This is a genomic window from Nakamurella sp. GG22, assembly GCF_052976845.2.
In genome coordinates this window covers 24058-42670 of the sequence record NZ_JBRIIO020000024.1, presented here as the reverse complement: position 1 = coordinate 42670, position 18613 = coordinate 24058, and the positions used below count along the sequence as shown (strand labels likewise).

17 protein-coding genes are annotated in these 18613 nt (G+C 69.6%); 11 read left to right on the top strand and 6 right to left on the bottom strand.

Going from position 1 to position 18613, the window contains the following annotated elements; translation table 11 throughout:
- Positions 1 to 5 precede the first annotated feature (5 nt).
- Positions 6 to 902: an oxidoreductase gene (locus ACVBEQ_RS21095; protein WP_447155368.1), complete on the top strand. Its 897-nt coding sequence runs from the start codon at positions 6 to 8 to the stop codon at positions 900 to 902.
- Positions 903 to 924: 22 nt separating this feature from the next.
- On the opposite strand, the gene ACVBEQ_RS21090 is transcribed toward ACVBEQ_RS21095, so the two are convergent.
- Both ACVBEQ_RS21090 and ACVBEQ_RS21085 read right to left on the bottom strand, forming a co-directional pair.
- Positions 925 to 1560 (bottom strand): NAD(P)-dependent oxidoreductase, encoded by a 636-nt coding sequence (locus ACVBEQ_RS21090; RefSeq protein ID WP_447155367.1) that lies wholly within the window; start codon positions 1558 to 1560, stop codon positions 925 to 927.
- A gap of 199 nt (positions 1561 to 1759) precedes the next feature.
- Positions 1760 to 2650, bottom strand: a complete 891-nt coding sequence (locus ACVBEQ_RS21085) for an SDR family oxidoreductase (protein WP_447155366.1) — start codon at positions 2648 to 2650, stop codon at positions 1760 to 1762.
- A 275-nt stretch (positions 2651 to 2925) separates the two neighbouring features.
- On the opposite strand from ACVBEQ_RS21085, the gene ACVBEQ_RS21080 reads away from it, so the two are divergent.
- The 5 genes from ACVBEQ_RS21080 to ACVBEQ_RS21060 all read left to right on the top strand — a co-directional run bounded on the left by ACVBEQ_RS21080 (position 2926) and on the right by ACVBEQ_RS21060 (position 7343).
- Positions 2926 to 3402 (top strand): MarR family winged helix-turn-helix transcriptional regulator, encoded by a 477-nt coding sequence (locus tag ACVBEQ_RS21080; RefSeq protein WP_447155365.1) that lies wholly within the window; start codon positions 2926 to 2928, stop codon positions 3400 to 3402.
- Positions 3403 to 3639: 237 nt separating this feature from the next.
- Positions 3640 to 4596: an ATP-binding cassette domain-containing protein gene (locus tag ACVBEQ_RS21075; RefSeq protein ID WP_447155364.1), complete on the top strand. Its 957-nt coding sequence runs from the start codon at positions 3640 to 3642 to the stop codon at positions 4594 to 4596.
- A complete protein-coding gene (locus tag ACVBEQ_RS21070) occupies positions 4593 to 5402 on the top strand; it encodes a hypothetical protein (RefSeq protein WP_447155363.1) in 810 nt (269 codons plus the stop codon). Before ACVBEQ_RS21075 ends, ACVBEQ_RS21070 begins: the two co-directional genes overlap by 4 nt.
- 63 nt (positions 5403 to 5465) lie before the next feature.
- Entirely contained in the window at positions 5466 to 6104 is a 639-nt protein-coding gene (locus ACVBEQ_RS21065; RefSeq protein WP_447155362.1) for a TetR/AcrR family transcriptional regulator, read from the top strand.
- 30 nt (positions 6105 to 6134) lie between these two features.
- On the top strand, positions 6135 to 7343 hold the full coding sequence (locus ACVBEQ_RS21060; protein ID WP_447155361.1) for an MFS transporter: 1209 nt from the start codon (positions 6135 to 6137) through the stop codon (positions 7341 to 7343).
- A 106-nt stretch (positions 7344 to 7449) separates the two neighbouring features.
- Here the strand turns inward: ACVBEQ_RS21060 and ispD are convergent, their stop codons facing one another.
- Positions 7450 to 8628, bottom strand: coding sequence for a 2-C-methyl-D-erythritol 4-phosphate cytidylyltransferase (ispD, locus tag ACVBEQ_RS21055; RefSeq protein ID WP_447155360.1), 1179 nt, complete (start codon positions 8626 to 8628; stop codon positions 7450 to 7452).
- Positions 8629 to 8668: 40 nt separating this feature from the next.
- Positions 8669 to 9151, bottom strand: a complete 483-nt coding sequence (locus ACVBEQ_RS21050; protein WP_447155359.1) for a CarD family transcriptional regulator — start codon at positions 9149 to 9151, stop codon at positions 8669 to 8671.
- A 547-nt stretch (positions 9152 to 9698) separates the two neighbouring features.
- On the opposite strand from ACVBEQ_RS21050, the gene ACVBEQ_RS21045 reads away from it, so the two are divergent.
- The 3 genes from ACVBEQ_RS21045 (at position 9699) to disA (ending at position 13278) form a co-directional block, all read left to right on the top strand.
- Complete coding sequence (locus tag ACVBEQ_RS21045; RefSeq protein WP_447155358.1) at positions 9699 to 10508, top strand: copper chaperone PCu(A)C domain-containing protein; 810 nt, start codon at positions 9699 to 9701, stop codon at positions 10506 to 10508.
- A 157-nt stretch (positions 10509 to 10665) separates the two neighbouring features.
- Positions 10666 to 12102 (top strand): DNA repair protein RadA, encoded by a 1437-nt coding sequence (radA, locus tag ACVBEQ_RS21040; protein WP_447155357.1) that lies wholly within the window; start codon positions 10666 to 10668, stop codon positions 12100 to 12102.
- Between the two features lie 87 nt (positions 12103 to 12189).
- A complete protein-coding gene (gene disA / locus ACVBEQ_RS21035; protein WP_447155356.1) occupies positions 12190 to 13278 on the top strand; it encodes a DNA integrity scanning diadenylate cyclase DisA in 1089 nt (362 codons plus the stop codon).
- A gap of 200 nt (positions 13279 to 13478) precedes the next feature.
- Here disA and ACVBEQ_RS21030 read toward each other — a convergent pair whose 3' ends face one another.
- Positions 13479 to 14438, bottom strand: a complete 960-nt coding sequence (locus ACVBEQ_RS21030; protein ID WP_447155355.1) for a hypothetical protein — start codon at positions 14436 to 14438, stop codon at positions 13479 to 13481.
- A gap of 20 nt (positions 14439 to 14458) precedes the next feature.
- Between ACVBEQ_RS21030 and ACVBEQ_RS21025 the strand changes: the two genes are divergently transcribed.
- Together ACVBEQ_RS21025 and ACVBEQ_RS21020 are read left to right on the top strand one after the other, a co-directional pair.
- Positions 14459 to 15097 carry a beta-class carbonic anhydrase gene (locus ACVBEQ_RS21025; RefSeq protein ID WP_447155354.1) on the top strand — a complete coding sequence of 213 codons (639 nt, stop codon included), beginning with the start codon at positions 14459 to 14461 and terminating at the stop codon, positions 15095 to 15097.
- Positions 15098 to 15216: 119 nt separating this feature from the next.
- Positions 15217 to 15993, top strand: a complete 777-nt coding sequence (locus ACVBEQ_RS21020) for an HhH-GPD family protein (protein ID WP_447155353.1) — start codon at positions 15217 to 15219, stop codon at positions 15991 to 15993.
- Between the two features lie 81 nt (positions 15994 to 16074).
- Here the strand turns inward: ACVBEQ_RS21020 and ACVBEQ_RS21015 are convergent, their stop codons facing one another.
- Positions 16075 to 18591 carry an ATP-dependent Clp protease ATP-binding subunit gene (locus ACVBEQ_RS21015; RefSeq protein WP_447155352.1) on the bottom strand — a complete coding sequence of 839 codons (2517 nt, stop codon included), beginning with the start codon at positions 18589 to 18591 and terminating at the stop codon, positions 16075 to 16077.
- Positions 18592 to 18613: the final 22 nt, after the last annotated feature.

Sequence of the window (18613 nt, the reverse complement as noted above, 5' to 3'; positions counted from 1 at the left end):
CGTCCATGACCTCTTCTCGCTGGACTGCCGCAGATCTTCCCTCCTTCTCCGGTCGCACCGTGGTGGTGACCGGCGCCAACAGCGGCATCGGTCTCGTCGCATCCCGCGAACTCGCCCGCGCCGGTGCCCGGGTGGTGATGGCCGCGCGGAACACCACCAAGGGCGAGCAGGCGGCCTCGACGGTGACCGGGCAGCGCGAGGTCCGGCAGCTGGACCTGGCCGATCTGTCGTCGGTCCGCGCCTTCGCCGACGGGTGGGACGGTGACATCGACGTGCTCGTGAACAACGCCGGGGTGATGGCAATCCCCCTCTCCCGGACCGCCGAAGGATTCGAGATGCAGTTCGGCACCAATCATCTCGGTCACTTCGCACTGACGAACCTGCTGCTGCCGCACGTCACCGACAGGGTCGTGACAGTGGCCTCGGGCGCCCACCGCGGCGGCAAGATCAGGTTCGACGACCCCAACTGGAACACCGGCAAGTACAGCTCCTGGGCGGCGTACAGCCAGTCGAAGCTGGCGAACCTGCTGTTCACCCTCGAGCTGCAGCGACGTCTGGCCGGCGCCGACTCCGACGTCCGCGCCTACGCCGTGCATCCGGGGTATTCGGCGACCAACCTGCAATCGCATTCCAGCGGGCTGATGAACGCCGGGATGAAGGTGCTGAATGTGCTGGTCGCCCAGAGCGACGAGCAGGGCGCGCTGCCAACGCTGTTCGCGGCGAGCCAGGATCTGCCCGATGCCAGCTACGTCGGCCCGGACGGCCGCGGAGAGATGCGCGGCTACCCGACCCTTGTCGGACGCACCGCTGCGGCGAGCGATCCCGTTGCGGCGCAGCGACTCTGGACGCTGTCGGAGGAGCTCACCGGGGTGACGTTCCCGCTGGGCCAGCTGTCACGCTGAGAAACCGCAGCAGCTGCGATCGTCAGCGCACCATCTGCCGCGAGGTTGCGACGAACGGCGCCTGCCGCTGGTAGGCGCTTCCGTCGACGAGTCCGGCGATGAACGCCGCGAGATCGGCCCGGGTGATCTTCGTCGACCTCGTCGAGATGTGTGCGTCGTGATCGATCCATCCCGTCGCCGGACCGTCCTGCAATCTCGGTGGGCGAACGAGCGTCCAGTCGAGCCCGCTGTCCCGCCACGCCCAGTATTCGATGACCTTGTCGGCGGCGGCGTCCCCACCGAAGGCCCTGATCATCGCCGAGACGATCCGGTCGCGGCGTGACTTGCAGTCGCCGGGCACATCGATGCCCGCCGCGCTGATGCCGATGAACCGCGAGACCCCCATCTCCGTCATCGCCGCGATCAACAGCGGAGCGACCTCGCGATGAAGCCGTCGATCGCCGCCGATCGGGCCGAGCGCACTGATCACCACGTCGCACCCGTCGACGAGCGAGCGAAGCGCCGCGGGATCACGGGCGTCGCCGACGACGGCGCAGGTGTCGGCAGGTGCAGACACGGCGCGCCGGACGAGCACCCGCGCCTGGTGTCCGCGCGCCAGCAGGTCCTGCACCACAAGCTGGCCAGTCCTGCCCGTTGCTCCGAGAATTGCCACGATCATCGTCGTTCCTCGCTCCTCCTGGTTCCTCGCTCCTCCCGGTTGCGCGTCCGGGTATCCCACCGACCCGATTCCTGCCGACCCGATACCCACCGACCCGATACCTGGCACCGTGATACCTGCCGACCCGATACCTGCCGACCCGATATGTGCCGACCCGATCTGGCGACGCAGGCCCCGGGGCGACACACTCTCCGGGGACTCAGGCCCCCGGCGGCGTGGACGCCGCGACCGTCCACGCCGACCGGTCCCGACTCGCGAACTCGTCTATGCCGTGCGGTTCCCTCCCCAGCACGGTCTGGACGTCGTCCGTCAGCCCCGCGGCCAGCCCCAACCGGGCCGAGGTATAGATCGCCGTCGTCACCAGCACCATGGCGAGCGGCATGCCGAGCGTGCGGCGGGCATGCCAGGCGTAGCGGACGGCGCCCGGCCTCGCGTAGCGAATCGGCCGGTCCAGCGTTGCGGTCAGCGCCTGGGCAACCTCGTCATAGGTCAACGCCGCGGATCCCGTAGGCGTCCAGGCTTTCCCGGCATGCTCAGCGGGATGCAGGAGTGCCTCGACGGCGACTGCGGCGACGTCATCGGTGTCGACGAACGCCGTTCTGCCGCGACCGGCCGGGACGAAGATCTCGTCCCTGTCCCGGATGTCGGTGCGGTGCGTGGTCGACAGATTCTGGAAGAAGAACGAGGGCCGAAGAAAGGTCCACGCCACCGACGACGACCGCAGCCACTTCTCCACGGCGGCGTGCGGGACCACCTGATTCCGCTCCGCTCCCTGCAGGGACAGGAACACCACGTGACGGACCCCGGCGTTTTCCGCTGCACGCAGCGCCGGCAGCAGGTCCCGCTTCACCCGCGACAACTGCGGCGGACGGACGAGGAACATCACTTCGACACCGGCGAACGCTGCCGCCCAGGTTTGCGGCGCTGTGAAGTCGAACGCCACCGCGGTCGCCCCGGCGAGGTGCGGGTCGTCGGTGACGGTGCGTGGATCCCGGACAGCGGCTCGCACCGGGACGCCCGCCGCCAGCAGTCCGACGGCCACTGGGCGACCGACATTGCCGGTTGCGCCAGTCACCAGCACGGTGGACATGTATGTACCGTACAGCTATCGTCCGTGACCGCCTGTCCTGCTGGTGTGTCCCCCGTCACCCCTGGTGATCATGTTGGGTCCTCTGGTGATCATGCGGCCGAGCACCCGACATACCGCGGGTAGCGACCAGCTACGGCACCCTCCACATGACGAGGTGTTGGCGTGACCCCTCCCATCGAGCCGTCGACGCGCGCGAGAAGTGTGCTGGGCCGCATGATCAACAGCAGGTGTGTCGGCGGGGGTCCACGAGAAGGGCTGGTGCGTTGTCGGAGTCGGTGCAACCCGCAGTTCTGGCGAGCCTGGATGACGCGCTGGTCCGGCTGCGCCGGCTGTGGTCGAGCCCGCGCCAGGTGATCACCGACGAGGACGGCCGGAACGTCGAGATGTCCAGCGTGCTCGTGGTGGAGGCCTGTGCCCGCGGCGCCGAGCAGGGCGAGCCGGTCGGCGTAGGGGATGTGGCCCAGTTCGCGGATGTGGCGCCGTCCACCGCCAGTCGCCTGGTGGATCGCGCCGTGCGCGCCCAACTGGTGCGGCGCACCGCGACCGGCGGCGATGCACGTCGCATCACGCTGCAGTTGACCGACGCGGGCCGGCAGCTCAGGGCCCGGTCGCTCGACGCCAGGATGGGTTGGCTCGGCACGGTCGTGAAGGACTGGCCGGTCCAGGACCTGGCGGCCCTGGCGGGGCTGTTGGGGCGGTTCGCCGACTCGCTGGGCGACGTCGGACCGCCGGACCACCGGCCGGGCAGCTGAACCGACCCGGTTCACGACGCCCGCCGCACCCCGAACGCCGCCCGCCACATCCGCGCCGCACCCCGAATGCGGCCCGCCGCACCCCCAGAGCGGCCCGGCACCCCCAACGCGGCCCGGCGAGGCCGCACCGGCACCTCACCCACCCAGGAACCACCGATCTCGGCCCCGTCCTTGACATCGTCGATCCTGCGTCCGCAAGATGTGAGTACACACTCACATTCGGCTGAAGGGCTTCCGATGACCGTGCTGAGCACCACCGACCTGACCCGTAGGTTCGGCGAACTGACGGCCGTCGACCGGCTCACCGTCGACCTCCCCAAGGGCGGCGTCATCGGCCTCGTCGGCCCCAACGGCTCCGGCAAGAGCACGCTGATCCGGATGCTGCTCGGCCTGATCCGCCCGACGGCAGGATCTGGTGCCGTCCTCGAGCACTCCATTGACCGGCCGGCGACGTTCGCCGGACGGGTGGGCGCGCTGATCGAGAATCCGGCCTTCATCCCGGGACTGTCGGCGCGCGCGAACCTCCGCTCGCTCGCCCAGTTACGCCGATTACCCATCGGCCGGGTCGATGACGTCCTGGCGGTTGTGGGGCTGACCGGCCGGGACCGGGAGCCGGTCCGGCGGTACTCGCTCGGGATGAAGCAGCGTCTGGGTATCGCCGCGGCCCTGCTGCCGGACCCGGAACTGCTGCTCCTCGACGAGCCGACGAACGGGCTCGACCCGGCGGGCATCGTCGAGATCCGCCAGCTGCTGCGGGATCTCACCGACAACGGTCGCACCGTGGTGGTCTCGTCGCACCTGCTCAGCGAGATCCAGGCGATCTGCGACCACGTCGTGGTGGTCCGCTTCGGCGAGCTGATCTTCGCCGGGCCGATGGCCGAACTGCTGGCCAGGACCGACGAGTACATCGAGGTTGCCGCCGAGAACGGTGCCGACACCGCTCGGCTGACCGAGGTCCTCACCGTCGCGGGCTGGCGGGTGGCGACCGGAGGCAACGCATCGGGGGCAATTCGGGTGCAGGCGCCGGTGTCCCAGACGGCGGCTGTCAACCGGGCGGCCACGGCTGCTGGGGTCACCCTGGCGAGCCTGATCCCGCGTCAGGAGAGCCTCGAGGACATCTTCCTGCGCCTGACCGGCGGCACCGACGGGGAGCTCCGCGAGGCGAGGGCCGAGCAGGTCGGGAGGGCGTCATGATCGTCGCGGAAACCCGATCCGAACTGACCAGGCTGAACCGGCGCGGCTTCGTCATCGGCTGGCTCGGCATCACCGTGCTGCTCGGATTCATGATCACCACTTTCATCTTCGTGGCAGCGGGCGATGACACCGAGGTCCCGTCCGCCGCACCGGGCGGATCGTTCCCGTCCGCCGCGGACCTCGCGGGGCCGGACGGCCGAGTCCTCGGGCTCAGTGCCGTCTCGACGATCCTCGGTGTCGTCACGCTGTCCTTCTGGGCGGTCGCGACGTCCACCGACTACTCGACCGGACTGATCAGGCTGATGGTGCAGGCCCAACCGCACCGGATCCGGTTGCTGGCGGGCAAGATCCTCGCGCTCGCCGGCTGGACCGCACTGTCGACAGCCATCGCCACCCTGATCGTGGTCGCTGCGAGTCCGGTGATGGCGTCGGGCGCCGGGCTGTCCACCGCGAACTGGGAGTCCGGCGCGTCGGCGATCGCGTCACAGGTGGCGGGCGCCTGGCTGAACACGTTCCTGGCGCTGCTCGTCTGGGGAGTGGTGGGACTGGTCATCGCTGTGCTGACCAAGAGCTCCGCCGTCGCCATCGGTGTCGGGCTGGGGTATGTGCTCGTCATCGAGGGCCTGCTGCGACTGGTCGCCCCGGACGCGGCCGACTGGCTCCCGGGGGCGACGTTGACCGCCATCGCCGGTGGAGGCTCGGCGGCCATCCCGTACGGGACCGCCCTCGGTCTCGGCCTGGCGTATGCGGTCGCCGGGCTCGTCGTGGCAGGGTTGGTGGTCCGTCGGCGGGATGTCACCGACTGACCCTTGGGGCCGGGATGCGTCCCGGTCACGTCAGCAGCGGCAGACCTTGACCGGAGACCTGAAGTGAACGCTCGCGGCGAACGCACCCGTACCGCACTGATCCGGGCGACGGTGGAGGTGGTCGCCGACGTGGGGTACGCCCGGGCCACCACGAGAGCCATCGCCGATGCCGCGGGCGTCGCCGAGGGAACCATCTACCGGCACTATCCGGACAAGCGACACCTGTTCTTCGCGGCGGTTTTCGACCGCAACGCCGCCGTCCTCGAATGGGTCAGCGGACTGCCGGCGCGGGCCGGGACCGGCACCGTCCGGGGAAACCTGCGGGATGCGCTGATGAAGCTCGGCCAGCTCCGCGCCGACCTGCTGCCGCTGGAGTTGTGGTTGCGGTCCGACCCCGAACTGGCCGACGGTCTGAGCGCTGCCTTCGCCGGTCTGACCGCGTCCGCCGGGCAGGACGTCGCCACCGACCGACCGCCGTCAGCCCTGCCCGGTCCCCCGCAGTTCATCGCCGGCTACCTCGCCGCGGAACAGGCGATCGGACGCCTCCGGTCGACGATGGATCCGGACGACGTCGCGGTGCTGCTGCTCGTGGTGCTGTTCGGGATCGCGATGATGCCCGCCGGTGACGCGCACACCGTCGACGGCCGACCGATCGATGTCGCGGTCGCCACGATCATGGACGGCATCGGCACCGGCGACTGAAAGGGCCAGGGCGGCGCCTACTGTCGCCGGGTGACCGGCCCGACTGCTCCCCCGTCAAGGCTGTTGGTGACCACCGCGGTGCTGCTGCTCGCGATCAACCTGCGACCGGTGGTCAACGCGGTGGGCGCCGTCATCCCCGAACTGCGCGAGTCCACCGGACTACCTGCCTCCACGACCGGGTTGCTGCTCTCCCTGCCGACCCTGTCGTTCGCGGTGCTCGGCCTGGCGGCGCCGGCCCTCGCCGCCCGGATCGGCTCGCATCGCACGGTGGTGCTGTGCCTGTTGGCGCTGATCGTCGGCCAGGTCAGCCGGGTGGTCATCCCGGGCACGGCGGCATTGTTCGCCGGGTCGGTGCTGGCCTTGGCCGGCATCGCCGTCGGCAACGTCCTGCTGCCCGGACTGGTGCGGCTGCATTTCCCGGACCGCATCCCGGCGATGACGGCCGCCTATACGACGCTGCTGACGATCGGCGGTGCCGCCGCGGCCGGTGTGACGCTGCCGATCGAACGGGGCCTCCGCGCGGACTGGCGAACGGGCCTGGGCATGTGGTCGTTGCTCGCCGTCATCGCGCTGGTCCCGTGGCTGCTGATGATCCGCGGCAGCGCAGGGAGACCTGCCCCGACGGCGGGGCGCCGCCTGCCGCTGCGGGAACTCGCCCGAACGCGGGTGGCATGGGCGCTGACGATCTACTTCGGCACCCAGTCGATGGTCGCGTACGTGGTGTTCGGCTGGCTGGCGCAGATCCTGACCGACGCCGGCCGAACCGACACCGCCGCCGCGTTCCAGGTTTCCATCGCCATCACCGTCGGCATCCCGCTGGCCGCGCTGGTGCCGCCGCTGCTGGGTCGACTGCGCCGGCCCGCGATCCTGGTCGTCACCCTGTCCGCGTGCTACCTGGCGGCCTTCGTCGGGCTGATCCTCGCCCCGAGCGGTCCGGGAGTGGTGGTGTTCTCCGTGCTGATCGGCATCGGCACCGGGGCGTTCCCGCTCGCGCTGACGCTCATCGCGCTGCGATCGCGGACATCGCTTGCCACCACGTCGTTGTCGGCGTTCACGCAGTGCACCGGCTACCTCATCGCGTCCGTCGGCCCGGTGGGTTTCGGAATCCTGTTCGACGTCAGCGGCAGCTGGACGGTTCCGTTGCTGGTGCTGTGCGGTGTGGTGCTGGTCCAAGCCGGCGCCGGCGTCTTCGCGGTCCGGCCGCGGTACGTCGAGGACGAGCTGCCGGCACGTTCCTGACAACTGATCAGGGTCGGCGGATCAGAGTCTGCGCGGCTCAGGGCCAGCGGGTCGGGGCGGGCGGGTCACGGCCGGCGGGTCAGGGCGGGCGGATCGGGTCGGCGGATCAGGGTCGGCTGAGCAAGGCCGTGGCCAGAGCTGCGCGGCCCTCGCCCCGACCGGTGAGGCCGAGGCCGTCGGTGGTCGTTCCGGCCACCGATACCGGCGCTCCGAGCACAGCGGACAGCGCAGCTTCCGCTTCCGCGCGGCGGGGAGCGAGCCGCGGGGAGTTGGCGACCACCTGTACCGATGCGTTCACGACCGTGTAGCCGGCGGCACGCAGCAGGTGCAGCACCTCGGTGAGCAGCCTGGCTCCGGATGCGGCCGCCCACCGCGGGTCCGAGGTACCGAAGACGGCACCGAGATCGCCCAGCCCGGCGGCGCCGAGGAGGGCATCGCACAACGCGTGGGCCGCGACGTCGCCGTCGGAGTGCCCGGAGCAGCCGTCAACTCCGGCGAACAGCAACCCGGCAACCCAGCACTCCCGTCCGGCCTCTATCGGGTGCACGTCGATGCCGGTTCCGATCCGCAACGCCGGCGGGGCACCGACGGGCGGTGCGGTGTCTGCGGCCATCAGTCGCTCGGCTTCCTGCAGGTCGGACGGTGTGGTGATCTTGAAAGCCGCGCGGTCGCCCGGTACTCCGGTCACGCCGATACCGAGTGCTTCGACGAGACCGGCGTCGTCGGTGACGCCTGCGGGCTCGGTGCCGGCTACCGCACGATGCGCGCGACGCAGGACGTCCGGGTCGAATCCCTGCGGGGTCTGGACCACCCGGAGCGAGTTGCGGTCGACCGGGCCGGCGAGCGTCCCGTCATCGGCGGCGGCGCGAATCGTGTCGACGACGGGCAGCACCGGCACCACGGCGGGATGCCCCTCGCGGACAGCAGCGATGACGGACCTGATCAACGAGGGCGGCGCGAATGCGCGGGCGGCGTCATGCACAAGGACGACGTCGACATCAGCGTCCGGGGACAGCTGATCGGCTGCTGACAGCGCAGCTGCGACGGATGCGGAGCGGTCGGCGCCGCCGACGACGACGTCAGCCCGGTCGCCGAGCAAGCTACCGGCATCGGGCAGCTGATCGGCCGAAACCGCGACGATGACGCGATCGACACCGGCCGATAACAGCCGGTCGACCACGTGCACGAGGAGGGGGATGCCGGCAACGGTCACGAACGCCTTGGGTACCTCAGCACCCAGGCGCTGACCGCTGCCGGCAGCCGGAACCAACGCAACTACCGACACGCACTCACCGATCAGACGTCGCGAGCCTTTGGCGACGCGATCAGGAAGCCAGGACCTCGTCGAGGATGCCTTCGGCCTTCAGCTCATTGGTGCCTTCAGCCAGCGCCAACTCGGAAACGAGGATCTGCCGGGCCTTTGCCAGCATCCGCTTCTCGCCGGCGGACAACCCGCGCTCGCGATCGCGGCGCCACAGGTCACGGACGACCTCGGCAACCTTGTTGACGTCGCCCGATGCGAGCTTCTCGAGGTTCGCCTTGTACCGGCGCGACCAGTTCGTCGGCTCCTCGGTGTGCGGCGCGCGCAGCACCTCGAAGACGTGATCGAGACCGGTCCGGTCGACGACATCGCGAACGCCGACGATCTCGGCGTTATCAGCGGGGACCTTCACAGTGAGATCGCCCTGGGCGACCTTGAGGACCAGGTACAACTTCTCGACACCCTTGACGGTTCGAGTCTCGGTGGCCTGGATGAGTGCCGCCCCGTGGTGGGGGTAGACAACGGTTTCGCCAACATTGAAAACCATGAGCGTTCAAGACCCCTTTCGCTCACACCAGTTTAGCACGATCTACGCCCGGCCATCTCGTGTTGTCGCAGGTCAGGGGCTATAGCTCTACTTGACAAATCCCTTACATCCGTGCATCCAGGGCCTCGCGTCAGCGCGAAACCAATCGGTCAGCGCGTTCCCGGGAGCGCTGCGCCACGCCCGGCGCGCAGGTCACAGGGGGCGGCGGCTAACCTCATCCCACCGTCTCCGCGAGGCCGGCGGCGGTCGACCGTGTACAGCACCATGATCGACAACAGACCTGGGCACCCGGGAACGGACCCGTACTGGCGACAGTCCGGATCAGCCGTGACAATCGGATGACGACAATCGAATAGCTGACCGAACCACCTGATCGACAACCGCAGCGACGTCACTCACCCGTGCGAGGCACACCCGTGCGAGACATGGCTGCGGACGAGAACAGTGCACACCAACGACAGTCGCAATCTGTCAGCGGCGGCCGACGGCGCTCACGCCGGTGGCCACCGGGAGCAGTTGCGGCACCTGCCGAGAAGAGGGGACCACCGTGTTCCGCATCGCCCGCCCCCAGCGCCGCGTGCTCGTCCGGACGACCGTTGGACTGTTCGCTGCGGCGTCCCTGGTCCTGACGGGCTGTGGGGCAGGCCAGTATGCGCAGTCCGTCAACGAGCAGGCCGCCATGCTGGGCGCCAACGGTGAAGTCGGCGACCTCTCCGCCCTGAACGTTCGACTGGAGCGTCCGACGGGCGAGAAGTTCCCGGCGGGATCCGACGCGCGGGTTCTCCTCTGGCTCTCGAACGACGGTATCAACCCGGACACCCTCACCGGGGCGAGCACGACCGCGGCCGAGTCCGTGCAGTTCACCGGCGACGGCGTGATCCCCGGCCAGACCCTGATCGACCTCAGCGGCGACACCGGGGCGCAGATGACGATCAACGGTTTCACCGCCGACCTGTATGACGGCGTTTCGATCCCGATGACGTTCTCGTTCGCGAACGCCGGCTCGCTGACCCTCAACGTCCCGATTGCCAACCCGACCGAACGATCCCGCGACCGGGAGACCCTCGAGATCCTTCCGCCGCATCCGACCCCCATCTGGGAAGAGGGGCACGAGGAGGCGGCCGGTGGCGAAGCCGGGCAACACGAATCGGGCAGCAGCAGCACGGCAGAGAAGGACGCCAACCTGGGCGGCAACATCGAGGGCGTCGACCCCTCGACCGAGGGCAGTGCGCCCGAGTCCGCCGAGAGCCCGGCCGCATCCAGCGCTCCAGCGGTCTCCAGCCCCGCGGTCTCCAGTCCCGCAGTCTCCAGTTCAGCCGCTCCAGCGGTCTCCAGCGCGGCCACCACCACCGGCTGATCCCACCGCCTCCCCAGGCAGCTGCCTTCGGGCGCAGCAGGCTTCGGGCGCAGCCGCATTCGGGCGCAGCCGCATTCTCTGGCCCTCCAGGGGCTCTACCGCACGCGGTAGGGCGCGTTTCGTACAACTGTCGGACCCTCCGTCTAGGGTTCGCCCCATGAGATCAAGCCCGATGGACCGCACCTCCAAGTCGGCGAAAGCGGTCATCAGGCCTGCCTACCGCTGCACCGAATGCGGCCTCGACGCGGCCAAGTGGCATGGTCGGTGTCCCGAATGCCAGGCATGGGGCTCTCTTGACGAGGTCGGCAGCGCCAAGGTGCTGCTGCCGCGGACCGTCCCAGGCCCGGTCAGCACCCCGGCACAGCGGATCGACCAGGTCTCCGCGGACCTGGTGAGCCCGCAGCCGAGCGGTCTCGGTGAGCTCGACCGGGTGCTGGGCGGCGGTCTCACACCCGGAGCGGTGGTGCTGCTCGCGGGCGAGCCCGGAGTTGGCAAATCGACTTTGCTGTTATCCGCCGCCCAAGCCTGGGCCAGCCGGGACCAGGGGCCCGTGCTGATCGTCAGCGGTGAGGAGTCCGCGGCACAGGTGCGGCTCCGGGCGGACCGGATGGGTGCGCTGCACGCCGACATCTACCTCGCTGCCGAAAACGACCTCGCAGCGGTTCTCGGTCACATCGACCAGGTACGGCCGCGCCTGCTGATCGTCGACTCCGTCCAGACCTTCGCCACCGCCGAGGTGGACGGCAGCCCAGGCGGGGTCAGCCAGGTGCGCGCGGTCGCCGCCGCGCTGTCCGCCGTCGCCAAGGAACGCAACATGGCCTGCGTTCTCGTCGGGCACGTGACGAAGGACGGCGGAATCGCTGGTCCACGGGTGCTCGAGCACCTGGTCGACGTCGTCCTCCAGTTCGAAGGCGACCGGCACTCCACCCTGCGCACCATCCGCGGGGTGAAGAACCGTTACGGCCCCTCCGACGAGGTCGGCTGTTTCCAGATGGTCGCGGACGGCATCGTCGGGCTCGCCGACCCATCCGGTCTGTTCCTGACCCAGCACCGCACGCCGGTGCCGGGCACCTGCGCGACCGTGAGCATGCAGGGCCGGCGGGCGATTCCGGCCGAGCTGCAGACACTCATCACGCCGGCCTCCGGCGAGACCAGCCGCCGCACGGTCTCTGGACTGGATGCCTCCCGGACGGCAATGGTGATCGCGGTCCTGCAGCGATGGGGAGGAGTGAGTGTGGGCAACCAGGACGTGCTCGCCGCCACCGTCGGCGGGGTGAAGATGCTCGAGCCGGCCGCCGACCTGCCGCTCGCGATGGCCATCTGGTCGTCGGTCAGGGACATCCCGCTCGCACCACGTCTTGTCGTCATCGGCGAACTCGGGCTGGCCGCGGAAATACGCCCGGTCGGCGGGATCGCGCGACGTCTTTCGGAGGCTGCACGGCTCGGTTTTGATCACGCCGTTGTGCCCGCGGGCGGGGCGATCGAACGACCGCCCGGCATGCGCGTCGACGAGGCATCCGACCTGGGCGAGGCCTTCCGGTGCATGGGCAACGATGATGGTGTCGTTCAGTGGCTACGCCGGCGACGGGGGTGATGCCGCTGCTCACCGGTGGTGACGGCGCGCGTACGAACCCTCGGCTGGGCCCTAAACTGGCGACGTAGGGCCACGGAAGGGGGAGGGGTGGAGGATCGCCTGACGGTCGCAGCGCATCGCGCTGTGCTCGCACGGGTCGCACCTGGCACCCCTCTGCGTGACGGTCTCGAGCGGATCCTGCGCGGCCGCACCGGGGCGCTGATCGTGCTGGGCTTCGACCAGGCGGTCGACGACCTGTGCGACGGCGGCTTCCGGCTCGATGTCGAGTTCTCGTCGACCAGGCTGCGTGAGCTGTGCAAGATGGACGGCGCGGTCGTGCTGAACGACGATGCCACCCGGATCCTGCGGGCCAACGTCCAGCTGACCCCCGACTCCACGATCCCCACGGTCGAGTCCGGGACCCGGCACCGCACCGCGGAGCGCACCGGACTGCAAACGGGCCACCCGGTGATCGCGGTGAGCCACTCCATGTCGATCATCAACCTGTACTTCGGCGGCCGCCGGCATGTCGTCGCTGACCCGCCGACGATCCTGGGCAGGGCGAACCAGGCTCTGGCGACGCTGCAGCGGTACAAGTTCCGGCTCGACGAGGTCGCCCGGGCGCTGTCCGCATTGGAGATCGAGGACTTCGCCACCCTGCGGGACGCGATGACGGTGCTGCAGCGGCTTCTCATGGTGCGCCGCATCGCCGATGAGTTGACCAGCAACGTGGTCGAGCTCGGCACCGACGGTCGCCTGCTCGGTCTGCAGCTCGACGAGATGCTCAGCGGCACCCAGGGTCTCCAGGAACTGCTGATCCGCGACTACCTGCCCGCCGACGAGGGTCCGGACAAGGTCGACGAGATCGTCGCCGCGCTCGACGATCTCGACGAGGTCGCACTCCTCGACCTGACCGTGGTCGCCAGGGTGCTCGGGCTGTCCACCTACGGGGACGCGCTGGACACCGGCGTCAGCCCGCGCGGCTACCGGCTGCTGGCCGGCATTCCGCGGGTGCCGCCCGCCGTGCTGGATCGGCTCATCCAGCATTTCGGCAACCTGCAGGGCCTGCTCGCCGCCACGGCCGCCGACCTGCAGGCCGTCGAAGGTGTCGGCGAGGCCCGGGCCCGGGTGGTACGGGAAGGGCTCTCCCGGCTGGCCGAGTCGTCCATCGTGGACCGCTACGGCTCAGCTCTGTAGCCGGGCTGACACCAGGCTCGTGGGGCCGCGCCCCGCACGCGAACTTGCCACCCGCGATGGCCGAACCGGAAGCCGCTCACGGCGATGGGCTGGCGCAGCCGCGCGGCCATGCAGCCTCGCTGCGGGCGGTATTGCTGGCGGTCGGGCAGGCGGAGCGACCGGATGCAGCGAGCGATCAGCCGCCCGCACTTGCGCCGCTGTCAGCCGATGGAGAAGGCCGCCGGCTTGCTCGACAGTTTGCCCAGCTGCGCGACGACCGTGTACTTGCCGGCCGGTACCGCGGCCCGCTCGCCGGTGCAACCCGGCGCCGAGGTGGTCCCCGACCACTTGATCGTGTACTTCAGCGTCTGGCCGGGCGCGAGGTCCCTGAGCTCGGTGCCCTCGCCCGGGAAGCAGTCGGCGGTCGACCAGATCCTGCTGCCGCCCGCACCCAGCACCGTGTAGGTCTGGAGGGTGCCCGAGACGTCACGTCGGCATTCGACGGTGCCGGTGTTGGTCACCACCATGCCGAGCGTGGGCTGGGCGCCCGACGCGAAGGACGGGGCGGTGCTGATGGCGGTGATGCTCACGGCACTGTCCGGGCACAGCAACATGCCGTCCTCGGCGAACGACGGGGCAGGAGCCGCAGGCGGTTTCGATGCGGCCGTCGTGGCGGCGGGCTTCGGTGCCGGTGTCGGTGCCGGTGTGGGGGCCGGCTTCGCGGCCGGCGTGGGGGTGGGTTTGGCGGTCGACTTGGCAGTCGGTGCAGCCTTCGGGGTGGCGGCTGCGGCGGCGGCGGGCGCGGGTGCCGTGGCCGCCGACGCGGCAGCGGAGGACGCAGCCGGAGCAGACGACGCGGCCGGACCAGAGGACCCGGCCTGAGCAGACGCGGCAGCAGAACCGGACGCCGGCGGGGTCGCGGTACCACCAATGGCGCTGGCGCCGGGGGCGCCAGAGGAACCCGCGGTCGGGGCGGTGGACGCCGCCAGCACCCCGGTGAGCGTCGGCGCGGCCGACGCCGTGGCAGCGACCGGGGCCTGCGGCTGAGCCGACGACGACCGGGATGTCCGGCTTGCCAGGAACCACACCACGCCGATCAGCAGCGCGACGGCGAGCACCACGATCGAGACGCGACGGATCCAGTACACCTTCGGATTCAGAGGGCCAACGGGGTGCATCACCGGGCCGACGGTAGTCTCGGATGACCGCCATTCGAGGATGCAACGCCGACGGGGGAACTGTGACCGCTATCGACGACCTGCTGGCCCGTAACCTTGCTGCCGCCGAGTACCACCCGGTGGGTATGGGCCCGATGCCGACGCTGCAGATCGCCCTGCTGATGTGCATGGACGCCCGGATCGACGGGCACGCCGCATTCCGGTTGAGCCCGGGCGAGGTGCATCTGCTGCGCAATGCCGGCGGGGTGGTGACCGACGACGTCATCCGCTCGCTGTCCATCTCGCAGCACGCCCTCGGCACCCGCGAGATCATGATCATTCACCACACCGATTGCGGCCTCGCACGTCTCGAGGAGGACGTCTTCCGGGCGCACCTCGCGACCTTCGCCGGCTACCGGCCGACCTGGTCGGTCCAGGCGTTCAAGGATCCGCACGATTCCGTGCGGGAATCACTGCGCAGGATCCGCGATTCACCGTTCCTGCTGCACCACGACGCCGTCCGCGGCTTCATCTTCGACGTCAACACCGGGTTGCTCGAAGAGGTCTTCACCGACGGCGAGGAGCCGACCCGCCATTTGACTGCGGCCGGCACTGCGCAGCCGCCGGGTTCCGGAGACGCCGGCGCCGCCGCCACCGTTGCGTCCGACGGTGACCGGCACTGACGTCGGATCCACCCGGCACTGCCCTCGGTTCTGCCCTGGACGCCGACCGGCTGCTCGCGTTCTTCGACACCGCCGGCCGTGATCTCCCCTGGCGAAGGCCATCGGCGACGCCCTGGGCGGTGCTGGTCAGCGAGGTGATGCTGCAGCAGACACCGGTCGTCAGGGTGCTTCCGGTCTTCGACGAGTGGCTCCGTCGCTGGCCGGCTCCGGCAGGTCTGGCCGCCGACTCCCCCGCCGACGCCATCCGGGCGTGGGGAAGGCTCGGCTATCCGCGGCGGGCGCTCCGGCTGCATGCGGCGGCGACGGCGATCACCACCCACCACGGCGGGAACGTGCCGGACTCGGTGGATGCGCTCCTGACGCTGCCTGGCATCGGCGAGTACACCGCACGAGCGGTCGCCGCCTTCGCGTTCGGGGCGCGAACGCCGGTCGTGGACACCAACGTCCGCCGGGTGCTGTCCAGAGTGATCCGCGGCGTCGACGAGCCCCGCGAGCCCGCGACGAGAGCCGACCGGGAACAGCTCGCCGCGCTGCTGCCGGCCGAACCGGCGGTGGCGGCACGTTTCTCGGCCGCCGTGATGGAACTGGGAGCCCTCGTCTGCACGGCACGGACGCCGGCCTGCGGCTCGTGTTTACTGGCCGACGGTTGCCGGTGGCGGCTCGCTGGATCCCCGGCCGGTATCGCTCGGCGACCGGTGCAGACCTGGCACGGCACCGACCGGCAGGTGCGCGGCCGGATCGTCGCGGCCCTGCGAGACAGTGTCGGCCCCGTTCCCGGGGCCGCCCTGGTCCGGCTCGCTGATGACGAGGTTCAGGGCGAGCGCTGCCTGGCGTCGCTCGTGACGGACGGGCTCGTCGCCCGAGCCGGCGACGACCTGATCGGCCTGCCCGACTGACGAGCTGCCGCCTCATCCGCAAACGCGAACCGGCCCACCTCCCGAAGGAGAGTGGGCCGGTAGGCGTACGTCAGGCGCAGGTCAGGCAGATGCCTCGCCGGCGTCGATGGCGAGTCCCGCGGGGACGACCTCGGGGACGGCGGAGGGCCTGGGCTCACCGCGGAAGGTGAACTCCTGGTCCTTACCCTCACCCTGGACGTCCACGAGGATGATCTGACCGGGCCGGATCTCGTCGAAGAGGATCTTCTCCGAGAGCTTGTCCTCGATCTCCCGCTGGATCGTCCGACGCAGCGGCCGCGCGCCGAGCACCGGGTCGAACCCGCGCTCGCCGAGCAGCGTCTTCGCGGCCTCGGTGACCTCGAGGGACATGTCCTTGTTGCGGAGCGCGCCCTCGACCCGCTTGAGCATCAGGTCGACCATCTTGTTGATCTCCACCGGGGTCAGCTGGTGGAAGACCACCACGTCGTCGATCCGATTGAGGAACTCAGGACGGAAGTGACGCTTGAGCTCGTCGTTGACCTTCTGCTTCATCCGTTCGTAGGTCGACTCCTCGTTGCCCTGGTTGAAGCCCATCCCCACTGCCTTGGAGATGTCCTGCGTACCCAGGTTGGAGGTGAAGACGATGACGGTGTTCTTGAAGTCGACCGTCCGGCCCTGACCGTCGGTCAGTCGGCCATCTTCCAGCACCTGCAGCAGCGTGTTGTAGATGTCCTGGTGGGCCTTCTCGATCTCGTCGAACAGCACCACGGAGAACGGCTTGCGGCGCACTTTCTCGGTGAGCTGCCCACCCTCTTCGTAGCCGACGTACCCGGGAGGGGCACCGAACAGCCGGGAAGCGGTGTACCGGTCGTGGAACTCGCCCATGTCGACCTGGATCAGCGCGTCCTCGTCACCGAACAGGAACTCGGCGAGCGCCTTGGTCAGCTCGGTCTTACCGACACCGGACGGGCCGGCGAAGATGAACGAGCCCGACGGACGCTTTGGGTCCTTCAGGCCGGCCCGGGTACGCCGGATGGCCTGCGAGACCGCCTTGACCGCCTGGTCCTGGCCGATGATCCGCTTGTGCAGTTCGTCTTCCATCTTGAGCAGCCGGGTGGTCTCCTCCTCGGTCAGCTTGAAGACCGGGATGCCCGTCCAGTTCGCCAGCACTTCTGCGATCTGCTCGTCGTCGACCTCACTGACGACGTCCAAATCCCCATCTTTCCAAGCCTTCTCGCGCTCGGACTTGCGGGCGAGCAGCTGCTTCTCCGAATCGCGGAGGGCGGCGGCCTTCTCGAAGTCCTGCGAGTCGATGGCCGACTCCTTGTCCCGGCGGACCGCGGCGAGCTTCTCGTCGAAGTCGCGCAGGTCCGGCGGCGCCGTCATCCGGCGGATACGCATCCGGGCGCCGGCCTCGTCGATCAGGTCGATCGCCTTGTCCGGCAGGTACCGGTCGCTGATGTACCGGTCGGCCAGGGTGGCCGCGGACACCAGCGCGTCGTCGGTGATGGTGATCCGGTGATGCGCCTCGTACCGGTCGCGCAGTCCCTTGAGGATCTCGATGGTGTGCGCCACGGTCGGCTCACCCACCTGGATCGGCTGGAAGCGGCGCTCAAGCGCGGCGTCCTTCTCGACGTACTTGCGGTACTCGTCGAGGGTGGTCGCACCGATGGTCTGCAGCTCGCCGCGGGCCAGCATCGGCTTGAGGATCGAGGCGGCGTCGATCGCGCCCTCGGCGGCACCCGCACCCACCAGGGTGTGGATCTCGTCGATGAACATGATGATGTCGCCGCGCGTGCGGATCTCCTTGAGGACCTTCTTCAGCCGTTCCTCGAAGTCGCCGCGGTACCGGGAACCGGCAACGAGGGAACCGAGGTCGAGCGTGTAGAGGTGCTTGTCCTTGAGGGTCTGCGGCACGTCGCCGCGGATGATCGCCTGGGCAAGGCCCTCGACGACCGCGGTCTTGCCGACGCCAGGCTCGCCGATCAGCACGGGGTTGTTCTTGGTGCGGCGGGACAGCACCTGCATCACCCGCTCGATCTCCTTCTCCCGGCCGATGACCGGATCCAGCTTGCCTTCGCGGGCCGACTGGGTGAGATTGCGACCGAACTGATCGAGGACCAGCGAGGTGGACGGGGTCCCCTCGGAGCGCCCGCCTTCGGCGGCGGCGGTCTCCTTGCCCTGGTAGCCGGAGAGCAGCTGCAGGACCTGCTGGCGGACCCGGTTGAGGTCGGCGCCGAGCTTGACCAGCACCTGAGCGGCCACGCCCTCACCCTCGCGGATGAGGCCGAGCAGGATGTGCTCGGTGCCGATGTAGTTGTGACCGAGCTGCAGCGCCTCGCGAAGGCTGAGCTCGAGGACCTTCTTGGCACGCGGGGTGAAGGGGATGTGGCCGGACGGGGACTGCTGCCCCTGGCCGATGATCTCCTCGACCTGAGCGCGCACACCCTCCAGCGCAATGCCCAACGACTCGAGGGCCTTGGCGGCAACGCCCTCACCCTCGTGGATGAGGCCGAGCAGGATGTGCTCCGTGCCGATGTAATTGTGGTTCAGCATCCTGGCCTCTTCCTGGGCCAGGACAACCACGCGCCGCGCTCTGTCGGTAAACCGTTCGAACATTTGCACTCCTTACGGGCGTGCG